At 63.9% G+C, this 18,528-nt stretch carries 14 protein-coding genes and 1 pseudogene; 9 read left to right on the forward strand and 6 right to left on the reverse strand.

The window, feature by feature from the left end:
• Window positions 1–26: 26 nt before the first annotated feature.
• On the reverse strand, window positions 27–1,454 hold the full coding sequence (locus tag B3361_RS00320; RefSeq protein WP_054905182.1) for a mechanosensitive ion channel family protein: 1,428 nt from the start codon (window positions 1,452–1,454) through the stop codon (window positions 27–29).
• A 289-nt stretch (window positions 1,455–1,743) separates the two neighbouring features.
• Here B3361_RS00320 and ycaC (B3361_RS00325) point away from each other — a divergent pair, with 289 nt between their 5' ends.
• From ycaC (B3361_RS00325) to B3361_RS00340, 4 genes are all read left to right on the forward strand, one after another.
• A complete protein-coding gene (ycaC, locus tag B3361_RS00325) occupies window positions 1,744–2,373 on the forward strand; it encodes an isochorismate family cysteine hydrolase YcaC (RefSeq protein ID WP_009681621.1) in 630 nt (209 codons plus the stop codon).
• A gap of 114 nt (window positions 2,374–2,487) precedes the next feature.
• Window positions 2,488–2,796, forward strand: coding sequence for a hypothetical protein (locus tag B3361_RS00330; protein WP_154211410.1), 309 nt, complete (start codon window positions 2,488–2,490; stop codon window positions 2,794–2,796).
• Between the two features lie 37 nt (window positions 2,797–2,833).
• Window positions 2,834–3,652: an alpha/beta fold hydrolase gene (locus B3361_RS00335; RefSeq protein WP_029886932.1), complete on the forward strand. Its 819-nt coding sequence runs from the start codon at window positions 2,834–2,836 to the stop codon at window positions 3,650–3,652.
• Window positions 3,653–4,039: 387 nt separating this feature from the next.
• Window positions 4,040–5,881: an amidohydrolase gene (locus tag B3361_RS00340; protein ID WP_033744724.1), complete on the forward strand. Its 1,842-nt coding sequence runs from the start codon at window positions 4,040–4,042 to the stop codon at window positions 5,879–5,881.
• A 177-nt stretch (window positions 5,882–6,058) separates the two neighbouring features.
• Here the strand turns inward: B3361_RS00340 and B3361_RS00345 are convergent, their stop codons facing one another.
• On the reverse strand, window positions 6,059–6,970 hold the full coding sequence (locus tag B3361_RS00345; protein ID WP_054905180.1) for a LysR substrate-binding domain-containing protein: 912 nt from the start codon (window positions 6,968–6,970) through the stop codon (window positions 6,059–6,061).
• Between the two features lie 178 nt (window positions 6,971–7,148).
• Here B3361_RS00345 and ycaC (B3361_RS00350) point away from each other — a divergent pair, with 178 nt between their 5' ends.
• Window positions 7,149–7,778 carry an isochorismate family cysteine hydrolase YcaC gene (ycaC, locus tag B3361_RS00350; protein ID WP_009681627.1) on the forward strand — a complete coding sequence of 210 codons (630 nt, stop codon included), beginning with the start codon at window positions 7,149–7,151 and terminating at the stop codon, window positions 7,776–7,778.
• A gap of 115 nt (window positions 7,779–7,893) precedes the next feature.
• Here the strand turns inward: ycaC (B3361_RS00350) and B3361_RS00355 are convergent.
• Window positions 7,894–8,166, reverse strand: a pseudogene (locus B3361_RS00355) (hypothetical protein); the annotation flags it as partial.
• Window positions 8,167–8,560: 394 nt separating this feature from the next.
• Between B3361_RS00355 and B3361_RS00360 the strand changes: the two are divergent.
• Window positions 8,561–8,839, forward strand: coding sequence for a type II toxin-antitoxin system RelE/ParE family toxin (locus B3361_RS00360; protein ID WP_082414659.1), 279 nt, complete (start codon window positions 8,561–8,563; stop codon window positions 8,837–8,839).
• 13 nt (window positions 8,840–8,852) lie between these two features.
• The gene (locus B3361_RS00365) at window positions 8,853–9,137 is read left to right on the forward strand and encodes a HigA family addiction module antitoxin (RefSeq protein WP_009681630.1); all 285 of its coding nucleotides are present in this window, start codon (window positions 8,853–8,855) and stop codon (window positions 9,135–9,137) included.
• Between the two features lie 4 nt (window positions 9,138–9,141).
• Here the strand turns inward: B3361_RS00365 and B3361_RS00370 are convergent, their stop codons facing one another.
• Window positions 9,142–10,929 carry a monovalent cation:proton antiporter-2 (CPA2) family protein gene (locus B3361_RS00370; protein ID WP_054905179.1) on the reverse strand — a complete coding sequence of 596 codons (1,788 nt, stop codon included), beginning with the start codon at window positions 10,927–10,929 and terminating at the stop codon, window positions 9,142–9,144.
• Window positions 10,930–11,114: 185 nt separating this feature from the next.
• A complete protein-coding gene (locus tag B3361_RS00375) occupies window positions 11,115–12,089 on the reverse strand; it encodes a GlxA family transcriptional regulator (RefSeq protein WP_054905178.1) in 975 nt (324 codons plus the stop codon).
• Between the two features lie 180 nt (window positions 12,090–12,269).
• Here B3361_RS00375 and B3361_RS00380 point away from each other — a divergent pair, with 180 nt between their 5' ends.
• The gene (locus tag B3361_RS00380) at window positions 12,270–12,632 is read left to right on the forward strand and encodes a helix-turn-helix domain-containing protein (RefSeq protein ID WP_054905177.1); all 363 of its coding nucleotides are present in this window, start codon (window positions 12,270–12,272) and stop codon (window positions 12,630–12,632) included.
• Window positions 12,633–12,704: 72 nt separating this feature from the next.
• Window positions 12,705–13,331 (forward strand): isochorismate family cysteine hydrolase YcaC, encoded by a 627-nt coding sequence (gene ycaC, locus B3361_RS00385; RefSeq protein WP_009681634.1) that lies wholly within the window; start codon window positions 12,705–12,707, stop codon window positions 13,329–13,331.
• Window positions 13,332–13,423: 92 nt separating this feature from the next.
• On the opposite strand, the gene B3361_RS00390 is transcribed toward ycaC (B3361_RS00385), so the two are convergent.
• A complete protein-coding gene (locus tag B3361_RS00390) occupies window positions 13,424–18,472 on the reverse strand; it encodes a trifunctional serine/threonine-protein kinase/ATP-binding protein/sensor histidine kinase (protein WP_054905176.1) in 5,049 nt (1,682 codons plus the stop codon).
• Between the last annotated feature and the right edge of the window lie 56 nt (window positions 18,473–18,528).

Consider the following 18,528-nt stretch of genomic DNA (forward strand, 5'->3'; position numbering starts at 1 on the left):
TTACCCGCGAAGAGGCCAGTACAGGCTTACTTGTGCAACCAGCTGAGGAAGCCGCCCTTCTTGATCAGGGCCGGCTTCTGCAGCAACAACGACTCCCGGCTCTGGCGCCGGAACCGCTGCAACTTGCTCAGCGCCGTCTGCACATCGCCACGTTGCGCCAGGCAACTTTTCACCTGCTCTTTGTCGATGCGGTACAGCACGCAGCTGGTCAGTGTACGGAACTCGGCCAGTGACTCGTCTTCGTCGATGATCCCCTCCACCCCCAGCACCTCGCCCGGCCCCATGCGCCCGGCCTCCAGCAGCTTGTCGCCATCGCGCACAGAGGCCGACACCACGCCGCTGCCAATCACCAGCAAATGGTCGGAATGCGCGCCTACCTCCAGGATCACCTGATCCGCCAGGTACTCCACCGTCGTCATGCGCTGGCTCAATGCGTCACGCTCTTCAGCGCTTAGCGAACGGAACACCCGTACCTCGTCCAGCACTTCGCGCTGGCGGCTGCGTGGCGGCATGGCCAGGTCGACGTTCCACATTACCCCGCTCGCCTCCAGGTGGCGGTGCGCCAGGTCGAACAACTGGTTGCGCGCCGCGGTCTTGCCGCCCATGTCGGCAATGAACCCGCTGGCCTCGTACTCCACCGACTCCAGTGTCGAGGCCTTGACCGACACCTTGGGCGCAGGTGAAGCAAGGATCGCGCTGGTGCCCTGCAGGGCTTTTTCCAGTGCGTCGAACACCCGCCTGGGCCGCACTTTGGCCGGCACTACCACGTTGATCGACACCCCATGCACATCCGCCGGCCTGCTGTGGTTGAGCAGGCGCGCCTTGGCCGCCACCGAATTGGGGATCACCGCCAGGCTACCTGTGCCCGTGAGCAGGCGCGTGGCCCGCCAGTCGATATCCAGCACCTTGCCTTCGGTGCCGTCGATCGCGATCGAATCGCCAATCTGGTAGGGCCGCGTGGTGTTCAGCACGATGCCGCTGAACACGTCAGCCAGCGTGCTCTGCAACGCCAGGCCTATGACGATGGCCATCACGCCCGAGGTGGCCAGCAGGCCCTTGACTGGCAGCTGCAGCACATAGCCTGCGGCCGCTACTACCGCGGCAAGGAAGATCAGCGCCCCCAGCACGTCCTGCAGCAAGCGCCCGCCGTGGCTACCCCGCGCTACCAGCAACAGGCCGAACACCACGGTGACCGTGCGCGCGCCAAACAGCCACCAGCCGATGGCCAATACCGTGGCCATCAGGTTGCGCGGCACATCGTCCGGCCAGGGCGGTGGCTGCAGCGGGCTCATGCCGGCGGTCACCAGCACCGCGCTGAACAACAGGAAAAGCACCAGCCGCATACCGATGCGCCAGGCCCGGTGCTGGAGGGGGATCAACTGCCAGATTACGAGGTCGAGCAGGATCAGGGCAGTACCGAGCAGCAACGGGGACGACTGGATGAACGCCAGCATGGTGGTCTCGGGAGTGAGGGGAGGGCTGTGGGTAGTAATAGAGCAGGTTGGCCGGGCAGGCAATGGGCGCCTGCGTGCGGGTAAACCCGCCCTGAGCGAGATGCGGTCCCTGTGGGAGCGGGCAAGCCCGCGAAGAGGCCAGCAAATCCAGCGCCAATCTATCGTTCCCAAAACAGAACGCTAAAGCCAAAAACCGCTATCTACCGCTCGAAAGGTGACGGTTTTAATCTTCTCCCATCAACGCGAAACACCCAATTTGCTGAACTTCAAACCCTATGGAGCAACGACCATGACCAACTTCAAATACAACCGCCTGAACAAAGACGATGCCGCCGTACTGCTGGTCGACCACCAGGCTGGCCTGCTGTCGCTGGTGCGCGACATCGAGCCGGATGCCTTCAAGAACAACGTACTGGCCCTGGCTGACCTGGCCAAGTTCTTCAACCTGCCGACCATCCTCACCACCAGCTTCGAACAAGGCCCCAACGGCCCGCTGGTCCCGGAACTGAAAGCCCTGTTCCCGGACGCGCCGTACATCGCCCGACCAGGCCAGATCAACGCCTGGGATAACGAAGACTTCGTGAAGGCGGTGAAGGCCACCGGCAAGAAGCAGCTGATCATCGCCGGCGTGGTCACCGAAGTGTGCGTAGCCTTCCCGGCGCTGGCCGCCCTGGAAGAAGAGTTCGACGTGTTCGTGGTTACCGATGCCTCCGGCACCTTCAACGCCATGACCCGCGACGCCGCCCATGACCGCATGAGCCGCGCTGGCGCCCAGTTGATGACCTGGTTCGGGGTTGCCTGCGAGCTGCACCGCGACTGGCGCAACGACATTGAAGGCCTGGCCGCGCTGTGCTCCAACCATATCCCGGACTACCGCAACCTCATGACCAGCTACAACGCCTTCAACGCCAACAAGTAAGCCGCAGCCGCGGGCACCCTCAGCCGGTGCCCACGCAGGGCAGCACACTTATCCAATCCAGCGCCCGTTGGCCGTTGCACAGTGGCTGTGGGCAAGCTCACCCAAGGAACGCCGATGAACACCGCACTCCAAGACAACCGCGAAGTGGTGACCGTATGCCTGCAGCACCAGGTGCTCGATAGCACGTCGGGTACCTCGGCCGCGCAACCGCCGCGCTGGAAGCAGGCGCTGCTAACCTACCTGGTGATCTGCCCGATGACCATGGTCGTGCCGCAACTGCTGGCGCCGCTGTTTGCCCGCTTCCCGCAACTGGGGGGCGCGATCACCGGCAACCTGATCGTCAACCTGTTCGTCATTCTGCCCGTGGTGTTCTACATCATGCCTTGGGTGACCCGTCGCTGCGCCAACTGGCTGCGCGGCTGAGCCAGCCCCTGACCTCGATAATCCAGGAGATACCGCTATGAGCACGTTCGTTACCCGCGATGGTACTTCGATCTACTTCAAGGACTGGGGCACCGGCAAGCCCGTGCTGTTCAGCCACGGCTGGCCGCTGAATGCCGACATGTGGGACACGCAGATGGAGTTCCTGGCCAGCCGCGGTTACCGCGCCATTGCCTTCGACCGCCGCGGTTTCGGGCGCTCGAGCCAGCCATGGAACGGCTACGACTACGACACCTTCGCTGATGACATCGCCCAGCTGATCGAACACCTCGACCTGCGTGAGGTGACCCTGGTGGGCTTCTCCATGGGCGGCGGTGACGTAAGCCGCTACATCGGTCGCTACGGCACTGAGCGGGTCGCCGGGCTGGTGCTGCTGGGCGCCGTTACGCCGGTGTTCGGCAAGCGCGACGACAACCCCGAGGGCGTCGACCTGTCGGTGTTCGAAGGTATCGTGGCTGGCCTGCGTGCCGACCGGGCGCAGTTCATCGCCGACTTCGCCGCACCGTTCTATGGCATCAACCATGGGCAGCAGGTATCCCAGGGCGTGCAGACGCAGACCTTGAACATAGCGCTGATGGCGTCGCTCAAGGCCACCCTGGATTGTGTGACGGCGTTCTCCGAAACCGACTTCCGGTCGGACATGGCCAAGGTCGATGTACCGACGTTGGTGATTCATGGCGATGACGACCAGATCGTGCCGTTCGAGACTACCGGCAAGCAGGCGGCGGCGCAGATTCGTGGGGCTGAGCTGAAGGTGTACGCCGGCGCGCCGCATGGGTTTGCCGTGACTCATGCGCAGCAGCTGAATGAGGACCTGCTGGCGTTCTTGAGTCGCTGAACAAGCCGGGGCCGCTTTGCGGCCCCAACCGCCGGCAAGCCCACAGGGGCTGTTCAGGGCTCAGAAGCTGTGAAGCCCTTGTGGGCGCTGGCTTGCCGGCGATGGGGCCAGCCCTGGCAACACAAAACTTGATCAGGGCTAACCTTCAACAGCCCCACCGCACATCCATCCAAGCCTTGCCCCTGTATCGGGCGGCATGCTCTGCAGTCGCGCCTGCCGCCGCCGCGCCCAGAGACGGAGAACACCATGCCCCAGGACCGCCACGACAAGACTCGTCGCCAGTTCCTCGCCAGCAGCACTGTACTGGGTGCTGCCGGCGCGCTCTGGTCTGCATTGCCCTTCACCGGCGCCGCCGGTTCCGCTCACGCATCCACCCAAGGAGGTTCCATGACCGCCGACCTGATTCTGTTCAACGGCAAGCTGCACACCGTTGACCGCGAAAAGCCCACTGCCACCGCCGTCGCCATCAAGGACGGCCGTTTCATCGCCGTGGGCAACGACGCCGAGGCCATGGCCCACAAGGGCGCCAGCACGCAAATCGTCGACCTCAAGCAGCGTACGGTCATTCCCGGCCTGAACGACTCGCACCTGCACCTGATCCGCGGCGGCCTGAACTACAACCTGGAGCTGCGCTGGGAAGGCGTGCCGTCGGTGGCCGATGCCCTGCGCATGCTCAAGGACCAGGCTGCGCGCACGCCTACCCCGCAGTGGGTGCGTGTGGTGGGTGGCTGGAACGAGTTCCAGTTCGCTGAAAAACGCATGCCGACCCTGGAAGAAATCAACCAGGCTGCACCCGATACGCCGGTGTTCCTGTTGCACCTCTACGACCGCGCATTGCTCAACCGTGCCGCACTCAAGGCCGTCGGCTACGACAAGAGCACCCCGAACCCGCCGGGTGGCGAAATCCAGCGTGACAAGTTCGGCAACCCGACGGGCATGCTGATTGCCCGCCCGAACGCGATGATCCTCTACGCCACCCTGGCGAAAGGGCCGAAGCTGCCGCTGGAGTATCAGGTCAACTCGACCCGCCAGTTCATGCGTGAGCTGAACCGCCTGGGCCTGACCAGTGCCATCGACGCTGGCGGCGGCTACCAGAATTTCCCCGACGACTACTCGGTGATCCAGGAGCTGGCCGACAACAACCAGCTGACAGTGCGCATTGCCTACAACCTGTTCACCCAGAAGCCCAAGGAAGAACTGGACGACTTCAGGAAGTGGACATCCAGCGTCAAGCTGCACAGCGGTACCGACTTCCTGCGCCACAACGGCGCTGGCGAAATGCTGGTGTTCTCCGCCGCCGACTTCGAGGACTTCCTCGAGCCGCGCCCGGACCTGCCGCAGACCATGGAAGAAGAGCTGGAGCCGGTGGTGCGCCACCTGGTCGAGCAGCGCTGGCCGTTCCGCCTGCATGCCACCTACAACGAATCGATCACGCGCATGCTCGACGTGTTCGAGAAGGTCAACCGCGATATCCCGTTCAATGGCCTGCCGTGGTTCTTCGACCACGCCGAAACCATCACCCCGCAGAACATCGAGCGCGTGCGTGCGTTGGGCGGCGGCATCGCCATCCAGGACCGCATGGCCTTCCAAGGCGAGTACTTCGTCGACCGCTATGGCGCCAAGGCTGCCGAGCAGACCCCGCCGATCAAACGCATGCTGGAGATGGGCGTGCCGGTCGGCGCGGGCACCGACGCTACCCGCGTGTCCAGCTACAACCCCTGGACCTCGCTGTACTGGCTGGTCAGCGGCAAGACCGTTGGCGGCATGGAGCTGTACAAGGAAGGCCTGGACCGCGAGACCGCGCTGCAGCTGTTCACCCAGGGCAGTGCCTGGTTCTCCAGCGAGCAAGGCAAGAAGGGCCAGATCAAAGTAGGCCAACTGGCCGACCTGGCGGCCTTGTCGTTGGACTTCTTCAGCGTTGATGAAGAAGCGATCAAGGGCATCGAATCGGTGCTGACCATTGTCGATGGCAAGGTCGTGTACGGTGCCGGCGAGTTTGACCGCCTCGGGCCACCGCAGGTGCCGGTGCTGCCGGAGTGGTCTCCAGTAGCCAAGGTGCCGGGGCACTGGCGCGTGGGTACGCCGTCGCTGGCGGCAGCCGTGCACCAGTGTTCGGGGCCGTGCGGGGTGCATGCGCACAGCCATGACAAGGCGCGCAAATCGAGTGTTCCGGTCAATGACTTCCAGGGGTTCTGGGGGGCGCTGGGCTGTTCGTGCTTTGCTTTCTAAGCTGATGTGATGTCGAGAAGAAGGGGCTGCGCGGGTAATGCCTGTCAGTTAAGCGTTACTGGGGCTGCTTTGCAGCCCTTCGCGGGCACGCCCGCTCCCACACGTTAGGCGCTGAACTCAAGAAATGCGCGATACCCTGTGGGAGCGGGCATGCCCGCGAAGAAGCCAGCTCAGGACTCAAGCCATGTCGCTGACCGCAAACTCTTCGGCCAAGTGATCGATCAACGCCCGTACCGAAGGCAGCAACCCACGCCGCGACGGGAATATGGCATGCACGATGCCACAGCGCGGGTGCCAGTCCGGGATCAGTTCCACCAGCCGCCCCGCCGCCAGGTCCTCGCGCACGGCCACCCTTGGCAAGTGCGCAATGCCAACCCCGGCCACCACGAAATGACGCAGGGCAAACAGGTCGTCGGTCACCATGCGTGGTTTGTGCGGGATGACGATGCTGCGGCTGCTGTCTTCACCCCGAAACAGCTCCCACTGGTACTCGCGCTGGGCGCTGCCCCAGTGCAGGCTGGGCAGCGTGCTGAGCAACTGCGGGTCGAAACTTTTGGGCAACTGCTCCAGGTATTGAGGCTGGCCGACCAGGCACTGGGTGCTGTTGCTTAGCACCTTCATCACCATGTCGGTGTTTTCCAACGGTGGAAAGCGCACCCGCAAAGCGATGTCGAAGCCCTCGTGCAGCAGGTCGACGCGGCGGTTGGTACTTTCGATGAACAGCTCCACCTGCGGGTACTTGAGCATGTAGCGGGTCAGCATCGGCCCGACCCAGGAGTTGAGCAGGGTGGTCGGGCAGCTGATGCGCACCAGCCCGCGCGGTTCGCTGCGGTTGCGCTCGATGATCTCCGCCGCGCCCTCGGCCTCCACGCGCATGGCCAGGCAGCGGTTGTAGTAGGCCTGGCCGATCTCGGTGAGCGAGCAATGGCGGCTGGTGCGGTGCAGCAGGCGCACGCCCAGGCGCTCCTCCAGGTCGGCGATGCGCCGGCTGAGCTTCGACTTGGGCATGTCCAGCGCCCGGCCTGCCGGGGCGAAACCACCGTGCTCGACTACTTGGGTGAAGTAGTAGAGGGAGTTGAGGTCTTCCAATGATCGGTCTCCGGGTTTTGGCTTGCCGGCAGCCCCTACACAGCCATCGTTCACGAAACGGAACGCTAAAGCCAGATTCTGCTGACTACCGCCGCAAAGGTGATGATTTTAATCTGTGTCCATCAACGCGAAACACCCCGAACAGCTGAAAAATTCATAAACCTTTGGAGCACAGACCATGAGCAAATTCACCTACAACCGCCTGAACAAAGACGACGCCGCTGTACTGCTGGTAGACCACCAGGCTGGCCTGCTGTCGCTGGTGCGTGACATCGAACCGGACAAGTTCAAGAACAACGTGCTGGCGCTGGCCGACCTGGCGAAGTTCTTCAACCTGCCGACCATCCTCACCACCAGCTTCGAGCAAGGCCCCAACGGCCCGCTGGTACCGGAGCTGAAGGAGCTGTTCCCGGACGCGCCGTACATCGCTCGCCCCGGCCAGATCAACGCCTGGGACAACGAAGACTTCGTCAAGGCGGTGAAGGCGACTGGCAAGAAGCAGCTGATCATTGCGGGTGTGGTGACCGAGGTGTGCGTGGCGTTCCCGGCGCTGTCGGCGCTGGAAGAGGCATTTGACGTGTTCGTGGTGACTGATGCTTCCGGCACCTTCAACGAAATGACCCGCGATGCGGCGCATGACCGCATGAGCCAGGCCGGTGCGCAGATGATGACCTGGTTTGGCGTGGCCTGTGAGCTGCACCGTGACTGGCGCAATGATGTGGAAGGGCTGGCGGCGCTGTGCTCCAACCACATTCCGGATTATCGGAATCTGATGACCAGCTATAACGCGTTGACTGCGGGTAAGTAACCGATCACTAGCAGTACGCATACAAGCCGGCTCCTTGCATAAGGGGCCGGCTTTTTTTGTTTACTGTACCGGCCCTTTCGCGGGCTCGCCCGCTCCCACAGGTGTCGCGCAAGCTTCAAACCCACTGCAGAACCTGTGGGAACGGGCATGCCCGCGAAGAGGCCGGCACCGGCAATCTCAATTCACTGACTGCATTCAGGTTGCCCCAGAACAGGCTCTTGCCGGTTTCGCCCAGGTGTTCCAGGGCTTTGTAGCCACAGCCGTAAGCGCCCCGCAGGTACTGGGCGACATGGACCAGGGCGTCATGGGCGCAGATGCCCGGGTTTACGGTGAACAAGTGTGGGTGGCCAGCATCGCAGCGGTTGAAGGCGCGTTGGGCTGTGTCGGGCTGAACTGTAACGACCCATTTCCCCGCAGAAGGCGGAAGTTGTACGCGGGGTGGAAAACCGGTGGGCAGGCAAGCCGGTTGGCCAAACGGCTACACGCGCACAACTGCCATTACGGCAGCCCTTTATCACATCCGGGTTTCCATACCCGATCGCTGAACCGACAGCGACCCGGTGATCGTCAGGAGACAGGATGAGGGCGTTCAGAGCCCCCAGATTGGCGAGTGCCCCATTCCGCTTTGGGCAATTTCTGACAGTGAAAAAGGATGGCATGACGGCGCCATTGAGCAACGTCGAGAGCAAACTGGGCAACCCGGAAATCCTTCAGGAGTAACCCCATGTTCCGCTCCACTGCCAGCTTGAAGGTGTAAGGCATGACCTTACACTAACCCTTCAATGATCAGAAGTTTCAGGCACAGGGGCCTGAGGCTGCTCCATCAGCTACGTGACACATCTGGGGTGCGTGCGGATCATGTCAATCGCTTGCGGCGTTTGCTTGCTTCCCTTGACGTAGCAAAAACGGCTTCAGATATGAATCGCCCTGGTTATCGTCTTCATCCCCTGCATGGAAAGCTGGAAAGCTTTTGGGCGGTGAATGTTTCGGGTAACTGGCCCCTCGTGTTTCGCTTCATTGGTACCGATGTGGAGCTTGTTGACTATCTCGATTACCACTAAGGAGGCCTCAGCCATGCCTATGTTTGATCCTCCCCATCCCGGGGAGTCATTGCGAGAGGATGTGTTGCCCGCAATTGGAATGAACGTCTCTGAGTTAGCTCGTCACCTGGGCTACTCACGGGGGCAATTATCCACGGTGCTCAATGGGCGTGCCGCAATATCTGCCGATCTTGCTTATCGACTTGAATTGGCTGGCCTCGGTCCTGCCCGGCAGTACCTTGCCGAACAGGCGGCCTACGATCTTTGGCAAGCGGCCCACCGTGAGCATCCTAAGATAGAGCGGTTGATATTTGCCTGATTGTTCAGTCCGCATCCGAATCAAACAACCGCTCCAACTCAACCCGCGCCTCCTTGGCCGTTTGCATCACCTTGGCCCGGTCATCGCGGACCTGCCCCTGGGCCACCAGCACTTCTTCGTCATGCTGGGTGAACCGTGCAATCCGGTCCGCCGCCTGCTCATCGCTCAAACCCAGCCCCACCAGCGCGCGGCGGGTCATCTCTAAGCTGGAATAGAACGTCTCGCGGATTGGCTCGGCACCGACATCCGCCAACTTGTGCACATGCTGGCGGTTGCGCGCACGGGCCAGCACTTTCAGGTGCGGGTACAGGCGCTTCACCCGCTCGGCTGTGTGAATGGCAGCTTCAGGGTCATCGATGGTGATGATGAAGTACTCCGCTTCACCCACCTTGGCGGCATGCAGCACTTCCTGGCGCAGCGGGTCGCCGTAGAACACCGGCACCTGCTCGAACATACGGGTCATCTCGATGGCATCGACCGAGGTTTCCAGGGCAATGAACGGGATCTTCTGCGCGCGCAGGATGCGTGCAACGATCTGCCCCATACGCCCCATGCCGACGATTACCGCCCGAGGCGTATCCGCCTGTATCTGCTTGTATTGCTCAGGCACTTCACGCGCAGGTTGCGGCCGCTTGAGGGCGCGGGCGCAGGCAATCATCAGCAGCGGGGTAATGGCCATCGACAGGGTGATGGTCATCAGCAGCAGGTCGTAGGTCTGGGCGTCGAACAGGCCCTGGTCCTTGCCCAGCTTGAACACCACGAACGCGAACTCGCCGCCGGCCGCCAGCACCATGCCCAGGCGTAGCGCGCTGGCGCCGCTCAGGCCACCGGCCAGGCGGCCAACGCCAACCAGCAGCACCAGCTTCACTGCCACCAGCAGCAGGGTCAGGCCCAGCACCACCAGCGGCATTTCCAGCAGCAGCCGCAGGTTGGCACCCATGCCGACACTGATGAAGAACAACCCCAGCAGCAGGCCCTTGAAAGGCTCGATCTGAGATTCCAGCTCGTGGCGGTACTCCGAGTCCGCCAGCAACAAGCCGGCGAGGAAGGCACCCAGCGCCATGGAAATGCCGGCTTCCTCCATCAACCAGGCGGTACCGATCACCACCAGCAGCGCAGTGGCGGTAGACACCTCTGGCAGGCCGGTGCGGGCCACCGTGCGGAACACCGGGCGCAGCAGGTAGCGGCCGCCGACGATCACCACGGCGATGCTGGCGAAGATCTGCAAGCCGTGTTGCAGGCTGTCGCCGTGGCTGGTGTCCGGCCCGCTGGCGGCCAGCAGCGGCACCAGGGCGATCAGCGGTATGGCGGCGATGTCCTGGAACAGCAGGATGGCGAAGGCCAGGCGGCCGTGCGGGGCATTGAGTTGCTTGCTTTCGGCCAGGCTTTGCAGGCCGAGGGCAGTGGATGACAGCGCCAGGCCAAGGCCGAGCACGATGGCCGCAGGTAGCGCCTGACCGAAACCGAACAGGGCAATGGCGCCGATCAGCACGCCGGTCAGCACCACTTGGGCGGTACCGACGCCGAACACTGCCTTGCGCATCAGCCATAGGCGTTTGGGGGACAATTCCAGGCCGATGATGAACAACAGCAGCACCACGCCCAGCTCGGAAATGTGCGCCACGCTTTCGGTATCGCGGATCAAACCCAATGCCTGCGGGCCAATGACCACACCGGCCAGCAGGTAGCCAAGCACGGCACCCAGTTGCAGGCGCTTGGCCAAGGGCACGGCAAGGACGGCGGCGAGCAGAAAGATCACCGCGGTTTGTAGAAGGCTGCCTTCATGTGGCATGGGCTCGTACTCCATGAGCTGCCGGGGCAGCGTTCGAACGGGTTGGCGGACAATTCTGAGGGCCGGGGGTGGTGTTAGACAATCCGCCATCGGGGAGAAAGATTGTCCTGAAAAATGAGACAACCTGTGCAGCCCTGTGGGCGCGGGTTTCCCCGCGAAGCGGCCCGCACAGGAAACACACTGACTCAGGCCCCACCAAACTGTGCCCGATACTGCGCCGGCGTCATGCCAATCCGTTCGCAGAACACCTTGCGCATGTGCCGGTCACTGCCAAACCCGCACTGCGCCGCCACCACCTTCAGTGGCAGGTCGCCGCATTCGAGCAACTGGCGGGCGCGGTCGATGCGCGCATTCTGCAGGTATTGCAGTGGCGTAATCCCCACCTCGCGCTGAAACGTGCGGGCAAAGTTGCGCCCGCTCATGGCCACCAGGTCGGCCATTTTCTGCACGGTGAAGGCCTGCTCGATATGATCGACGATGTATGCCTGCACCCTCGCCACTGGCGAGTCGTCGCGTGGCACTGCCGCCAGCAGCGGCCCATACGGCGTTTGCCCTCCTTGCCGGTGGCGCGCCACCAGCAGCACCTTGGCCACTTCCAGGGCCAGTGCCTTGCCGTGGTCTTCGGCGATAACTGCCAGTGCCAGGTCAATGCCCGCCGTAATGCCACCAGACGTGATCAGGCAGCGATCGATGACATAGATCTGCTCGGTTTCAACCTTGGCCGCGGGAAACGCCTGCGCCAGGCGCTCCACGTAGTTCCAGTGGGTGGTGCAACGGTAGCCGTCCAGCAGCCCGGCCCGGCCCAGCAAAAATACCCCGGTACAAATCGCCCCGAACCGCTTGGCACTGCGCACGGCGTGGGGTAACCAGCGCTCGAGCACTGGCAGCGCGATGTCGTACGCGCCAGGGCCACCGGGCACCAGCAGCAGATCCACGGCGGCAGGCAGGTCTTCGAGGCGTAGGTCGGCCACCACCTTCAGCCCGCACGAGCCACGCACCGCCGCCTGCCCCTCGGCCAGGGTGAGCAACTGGTAGCGCCGCTCGGCCGGCAGGAAACGGTTGGCGATGGCGAATGCATCCATAGGCCCCGTCACGTCCAGCAACAGCACATCGTTGAACAGCACCATGGCTACGGTGCGGTGGGCGGTTTTTTCCTGCATTGCTTTTATACCTTGAATCCTGGGTGCGGCTGACGGCCTGTAACTGAATATGAAACGCATCTTATGGTAGCGGCAAACCCGCCAGGGCCAGCACCGCACAATTAAGAACAATTCAGCTTTGGCTCAGGACTTTGTCATGTGCCGGGGGTGAGACTTTCCCTACTGAACAGGAGAGTCGCCATGCACGACGGGACGCCTCAAATGCCGCTGCAACCCCCTGGGGCCCTGACGCCTGCACGGTTGCGCCTGGCCAAGGAACTGATGCTGCGCAGCTCGCTGCCGATCATCGAGATCGCCGGCCTGTGCAACCTCACACGCAGCCATTTCTCCCGAGCTTTCAAGGTCAATACCGGGCTTTCGCCCCAGGCCTGGCGCCTGCTGGCACGCATGGAAAAGGCCAAGCGCCTGCTTGCCACCGAGGCGCCCATTACCCACGTGAGCCTGGAATGCGGGTTCTGTGACCAAGCCCACTTCACCCGTGCCTTCAGCCGCCTGGTCGGCCAGCCGCCGAATGCGTGGCGCCAGGCCCAGGCCTATTCTTAAGCCGGAGCTATTCACGGGTATAGCCCCCTGCGGGTAGTACCGCGCCGCTTTTCCAACCGAGGAGTCACCCCCATGAGCCAACCCGATTACAAGCGCCTGAACAAAGACGACGCCGTGGTACTGCTGGTGGACCACCAGACCGGCCTGATCTCGCTGGTGCAGGACTTCGCCCCCAACGAGTTCAAGAACAACGTGCTGGCCCTGGGTGACCTGGCCAAGTTCTTCGGCCTGCCGACCATCCTCACCACCAGTTTCGAGCAAGGCCCGAACGGCCCGCTGGTGCCGGAGCTCAAGGCCATGTTCCCGGACGCGCCCTACATTGCCCGCCCAGGCCAGATCAATGCCTGGGACAACGAGGATTTCGTCAAGGCGATCAAGGCGACCGGGCGCAAGCAACTGATCATTGCCGGCGTGGTCACCGACGTGTGCGTGGCCTTCCCGACCCTGTCGGCGCTGGCGGAAGGTTTCGAGGTGTTCGTGGTCACCGATGCCTCGGGCACCTTCAACCCAACCGTGCAGCAGGCAGCGTGGGTGCGCATGACCCAGGCGGGCGCGCAGATGATGAACTGGTTCTCGGTGGCCTGTGAGCTGCACCGCGACTGGCGCAACGACATCGAAGGGCTGGGCAACCTGCTGTCGCAGCGCATACCCAACTATCGCAACCTGATGAACAGCTATGCGGCGCTGACGTCGCGCTGATTCAGCCCTGAACCGGCCTTGCAGCGGGTACACCCGTTTCTGCAGCGTGGTATGCGCAGGTGCGGGGTGCACCGTGAACAGGCCGGCACAGGCTAGCGGTCACTGACCGGCAGGGTGAAGCTAATCCGGCAGCCGCCCAGCTCCGACACCAACGCCTGCAACTGGCCGCCGTGGGCCTGTACCACCGAATTGCAGATCGCCAGCCCCATGCCCATGCCGCTGCCCTTGGTGGTGTAGAACGCATCGAACACGCGCTCGCGTTCTTCAACCGCAATGCCCGGCCCGTTGTCGTCCACACAGATCTCTACCTGCCCCGCAACTACCGCCGAGGCAATGCGCAGCACGCCATCGGCACGGTACCCCGCCAGCGCCTCCAGGCCATTGGTGATCAGGTTGAACATCAGCTGTTGCAACTGCACCGGGTCGGCCACCACGCTGACCCCCACGTGCAAGTGGGTTTGCACCTGCACTGCACCCTTGGCGGCATCGGTCGAGGTCAGGCGCACCACCTCGCGGATCACCGCGTCCAGCTTCACCGCCTGGCGCTGCAGCGGTGCCTGCTTGGCCAGCGAGCGCAACGCCCGCAGGATGTTGGCAGCACGCTCGCTATCGTTGCGGATGTCCTCCAGCCCGGCCATCGCTTCTTCGAGGTCGGGCTTTGCACGCTTCAGCCAGCGCAGGCTGGCGGCGGCATTGGCAGCGATACCCAGCAACGGCTGGCTTATTTCGTGGGCAATCGAGGCCGACAGTTCGTTCATGACTTGCAGGTGGGCAGTGCGCGCAAGCTCTGCGCGAGAATGACGCCGTTCCGCCTCTATCTGCGCCCGGCTCTGGTTGTCTTCGGCCAGGCGTGTGTAGAACTTGGCCGTCTGCAGTGACACCGCGGCCTGCGCCGCCAGGATCTCCAGCATGGCCAGGCGCTGGCTGCCGAACAGGCCGGGTACCAGGCGGTTTTCCAGGTACACCAGGCCGATCAGCACCCCCTGGATCACCAGGGGCAGGCACAGTACCGAGCGGGCACCACGTGCCTGCAGGTCCTGGCGAAAGGCTTCGGGGCAATCGCTTTGCGCATCACTCAGCACCAGCGGCTTGCGCGTACGCATGGTGGTGTTGATGACCGACAACGGTGCCTGGGTCATGAATTTCTGGCAATTGTCCATGTTCACGTGCAGCCCGGCATCGTCGATGTAGGCGAGGGCGGCCATCTGGAATTCGGCACCGCTGACGATCAGCAGCGCACCGTGGTCGGCGCCGGAGTGCTCGGTCAGGTGGCCCATCAGGGTTTCGATCAGGCCTTCCAGCAGCACCTCCTCGGACAGCGCTCGCGCCGCTTCGATACCGGCCTCGAGGTCCAGCCTGGCCTGCTGCGTGGCACGCTGGGTTTCCTGGATCGGCTGGGTGCGCAGGAACGGATGCAGGGTCTCGAGTTGCTGCACCTTGCCGGTTGCGCCCCAGATGTGGAAACAATCGCGAGCGACGCGCAGGTGCAGGTTGGCACCGGAAATCAGGCCGCTGGGGATGCACACTTCCGCCAGTTGCTCATGGGCCAGCGCCTGTTCGTGGATGAAGCCGGCAGCGGTGGCGGCGATCTGGGCCTGGTCGAAGCAACGAATGGCGGCCAACCCGTCGCCCTCCAGCTTGGCGATCACCCCTTCGATCAGCAGCAATTTGTTGCGGAACGTGGCCGGGTTGAAGCCTGCCCAGTGAGCGAAGCGCTCACGCAATGCCTGTAGTGCGTGCAGCTTGTCGGCAAGGCTGCCGGGGGCCTCCGGGCTGCCCAGGAGCAAGCCACGGAACAGGTGATAGTCGGCCAGGTTGATGTGGGCCGGCGCGGCCCAGGCGTAGTCGCCGGCCCGCGCCAGGTCGGCCATGGCCTGCGTATGGTTGCCCAGGTAGAAGGCGCTCATGCCGGCGAACAGGTACTCGAAGAACCGTGTAATGGGCGAGTTCGAGGGTGCGGTTGCGGTCGTGCCGGTGGTGCCGCTGAGGGCGGCGACGAACGCTTGCTGGGCCAGCAGGGTCTGCGCCACCTCCAGGTAGCCATGCCGGCGCGCAGTGGCCAGGCCCTGGGCGACTTCCTCGGCCACTTCCGGCAGGTAGCGGCCCATGATCAGCGAGTCGGAAACCAAGTGGTTGCAGGCATGGCAGCTCATGGCCAGGTCGCCGCTCAGGTGCGCCGAATCGACGGCCTCCACGGCGGTGCGGCGGGCCAGCTCCATGGGCGACGTCCAGGCACTGAGCTGGTCCAGAGCGAGCAGCGCGCTGCTCAGGTCGGCCTCCAGGCCGTGGCGCTCGATCAGCTTGAGCGCCGCCAGGCAGCAACCATGGCCATCGTGATAGGCACCAAAACGCTCGGCGCACATCACCCCGTACCAGGCCAGGCCGTAGGTGCTCCCTGGCGCCACGCCATGCAGCAACGCCAGCTCCGTGAGCTTGGCCAGGTGCAGGAAACACAGGTCGTCCTGCACCAGGAAGGATGACGACAGGGTCGCCAGCAAACCCACTGCCACTACCACCTCTTGCGAGTCGGTGCGTGGCAGCGACTCCAGGCAGTGAAGGCCTTTCTGCTCGATCAGGCTTTGCACACGGGCATGGCTGGCTTGCACCTGGTGTGGGTCAAGGCCTGGCGCGAGTTCGATACCCAGCATCCGCAGGCCGCCAAGCGCGCTGGCGATGGCAGCCTGGCAGTTACCCTGCAAGGTCTCCAGGCGTGCCTGCAACTGGCACACCCTGGCCCGCTCCAGCGTCGAGCCGGCACGCTGGCGGCATTCAGCCAGGCGGGCCTGGGCGGCGACCGTGCGCGACAGTTGCAAGTCGCACTCCGTTGCCATGCTGGCAATGGCAAAGCCAAGCGTGGCGCGGCTTTCCAGCGTACTGCAGGCTTCGAGCAGCTGTTGTGCCGTGTGCAGGTAGCCGGCGGCCTGCTCATAGGCGCGGCTGTCACGCGCCCGCTGTGCCGCTTCGTACGTAAGCTGCAGGAAGGTTGCGCAGTCATTTGCGGCAAACCCGCACGGGCTGGCGCGTTGCAGCTGATGGGCAATCTCGAACAGCAGCGCCTGCAAGCGGTCTGGCCAAGCCCCGAGCATGGCCAGGGCAATGCGCGCATGCAGCGCTTCGCGCTCGTGCCCTGGCGTGAGTTGATACGCCGCTTCCTGCACGCGGTCATGCACGAAGCCCAGGCCGCTCTGGCTCGACAGCAGGAAGCCCGCGGCAATCAGGGCCTGCACCGCAGTGCCTGGCGCCCGCCCCAGCACCCGCTGCAATACGCCATTGTCGCAGCGGCTGCCTGCGGCGCTGGCGATGCGCAGTACGTCGCGCTGTGGCGCGGGCAGGCGCGCCAGGCGGTGGATCATCAGCTCGGCGACATTGTCGGCGTAACGGTGCCGGGCCACGGCCTGTGGGCACCACGACCAACGCATGGCCTGGGTATCGAAGAAGAACAACTGGTCTTCGACCATGGCGCGCAGGATCTGGTGGATGAAGAACGGGTTGCCTGCGGTCTTCTCATGTACCTGTGCAGCCAGTGCCAAGGCGGCTTCGGCATCCACGTGGTAGCGCTCGGCGATCAACTCGGCCACCGCGCCAACGGCCAGCGGGCGCAGGTTCAGGGTGGTGCTGCGCAGTGTGTGGGGGACGCTGGCCGGGCCTTGGGTAGTGCCGGTGTCGCTGCGTTGGGCAAAGATCAGCAGCAGGTTGCCGGGCGCGTTTGCCAGCAGTTGCGCCAGGAGCTGGCGCGAGGCCTCATCGACCCACTGGATGTCGTCGATGAACAGCACCAGTGGCAGGCCGGGGCGGCTGAATACTGCAAGGAATTCGACCACGGCCCGCAGCTCCTTCTGCAGCGCCATGGGGGTAAGTTTGCCTGGCAGTGGCGGCAACGCGCCGAGCACTAGCTGCAGGTCTGGCGCCAGTTTGCCCAGCAGCCGGCCGTGGCCTTGGATGCGGCGCAGGATGTCGTGGCGCAGGGCGTCGAGTTCGTGGCTGTCCTTGGCCAGCAACTGGGTGGTCAGGGCGCCGAGGATTTCCACCCAGGGCGCGTAGGGCGCAGCCTGCGACACGCTGTTGCACTTGCCGACCGCCCAGTACCCTTGAGCATTGGCCTTGAGTGCAGCGGCCACCAGGCTCGACTTGCCCATGCCTGCGGCGCCTTGAATATGCAGCACTTGCGGCGTGCTGTCGCGGCGCAACCCCTTGAGCAGCAGCGCAATGGCCTGCTGTTCGGCATCGCGGCCATACAGGCGGCTGCCATGGGCGGCGACCGGGTCGGCGCAACCTGGTTCAAAGGCCGCCATGTGTTTGCTGGCAGCCCATTGCCGGTGGCAGTAGCCCAGGTCCACGGCCAGGGCGTGTGCGCTCTGGTAGCGTGCGTCCGGTTCCTTGGCCAGGGCCTTGGCCAGCACGCTGCTCAGCGGCTGCGGCACGCGGTTGTCGACTTCGCAGGCGGTCTTGGGTTGTACCCCGGCATGCAGCTGACGCCAGTGCTGGGTATCGCGCCCGGTCAGTGGCAATTCACCGAGCAGGAGCTGGTACAGGATCGCCCCCAGGGCATAGATGTCACTGCGCAGGTCGTTGTTGCTGCCGTGCGGGCAGACTTGCTCGGGCGCCAGGTAGGTCCAGTTGCCGAGCGGCATGCCTTGCTTGCCGAGCGGATGCGCAGGTGTTGCACGGAACCCGCCCAGCCGCACCTGCAAGTTGTCCTGCACATGCACATGGTCTGGCTGCAGGGCGCCGTGCAGTACATGGCTTTGGTGGGCCTGGGCCAAGGCAGTGGCGGCGTTCAGCGCAATCTCCAGGAACGGCTCCAGCGCCAGCCGGCCTTCGCTGAGCAGGTCGGCGATGGAGTGACCGGCCGGGTACACCAGCAGTGGGCCTTCGGGGGAACGCACGAACGCGCACGGCACCACTGCCCACTGTGGGTCCAGTTTCAGCCGGTAGTCGCGCTCCAGGCGCTGACAGGCGGCGGGCGCTTCGAGCGGTGCGCGCATGGCGAGCCAGGCTTGCCCGCTGGTGGGGTCGCACAGGCGGAAGCAACTGAGCTCGCCATCCTGGCCCAACGCTGTGATGTCGCAGTTGTTGAGCCAGCTTTCGTCGACTGTCTGGTCGTAATCGATGGGCCTGTGAGCAAGGCGTTCATCGCGCATGAAACACCCCCCCTGCTGGCGACATCCTGAGACGTGAGTATACGCAGCCAGCCCAA

Source organism: Pseudomonas sp. UBA6699, assembly GCF_002454615.1.
In the GTDB taxonomy this organism is placed as follows: Bacteria; Pseudomonadota; Gammaproteobacteria; order Pseudomonadales; family Pseudomonadaceae; genus Aquipseudomonas; species Aquipseudomonas juntendi.

What these genes read in the sequence shown, in the direction of transcription:
- B3361_RS00320 (WP_054905182.1), bottom strand. Translation starts at nt 1,454, where the DNA reads ATGCTGGCGTTCATCCAGTCGTCCCCGTTGCTGCTCGGTACTGCCCTG.
- ycaC (WP_009681621.1), top strand. Translation starts at nt 1,744, where the DNA reads ATGACCAACTTCAAATACAACCGCCTGAACAAAGACGATGCCGCCGTA.
- B3361_RS00330 (WP_154211410.1), top strand. Translation starts at nt 2,488, where the DNA reads ATGAACACCGCACTCCAAGACAACCGCGAAGTGGTGACCGTATGCCTG.
- B3361_RS00335 (WP_029886932.1), top strand. Translation starts at nt 2,834, where the DNA reads ATGAGCACGTTCGTTACCCGCGATGGTACTTCGATCTACTTCAAGGAC.
- B3361_RS00340 (WP_033744724.1), top strand. Translation starts at nt 4,040, where the DNA reads ATGACCGCCGACCTGATTCTGTTCAACGGCAAGCTGCACACCGTTGAC.
- ycaC (WP_009681627.1), top strand. Translation starts at nt 7,149, where the DNA reads ATGAGCAAATTCACCTACAACCGCCTGAACAAAGACGACGCCGCTGTA.
- B3361_RS00360 (WP_082414659.1), top strand. Translation starts at nt 8,561, where the DNA reads ATGATCAGAAGTTTCAGGCACAGGGGCCTGAGGCTGCTCCATCAGCTA.
- B3361_RS00365 (WP_009681630.1), top strand. Translation starts at nt 8,853, where the DNA reads ATGCCTATGTTTGATCCTCCCCATCCCGGGGAGTCATTGCGAGAGGAT.
- B3361_RS00370 (WP_054905179.1), bottom strand. Translation starts at nt 10,929, where the DNA reads ATGCCACATGAAGGCAGCCTTCTACAAACCGCGGTGATCTTTCTGCTC.
- B3361_RS00375 (WP_054905178.1), bottom strand. Translation starts at nt 12,089, where the DNA reads ATGCAGGAAAAAACCGCCCACCGCACCGTAGCCATGGTGCTGTTCAAC.
- B3361_RS00380 (WP_054905177.1), top strand. Translation starts at nt 12,270, where the DNA reads ATGCACGACGGGACGCCTCAAATGCCGCTGCAACCCCCTGGGGCCCTG.
- ycaC (WP_009681634.1), top strand. Translation starts at nt 12,705, where the DNA reads ATGAGCCAACCCGATTACAAGCGCCTGAACAAAGACGACGCCGTGGTA.
- B3361_RS00390 (WP_054905176.1), bottom strand. Translation starts at nt 18,472, where the DNA reads ATGCGCGATGAACGCCTTGCTCACAGGCCCATCGATTACGACCAGACA.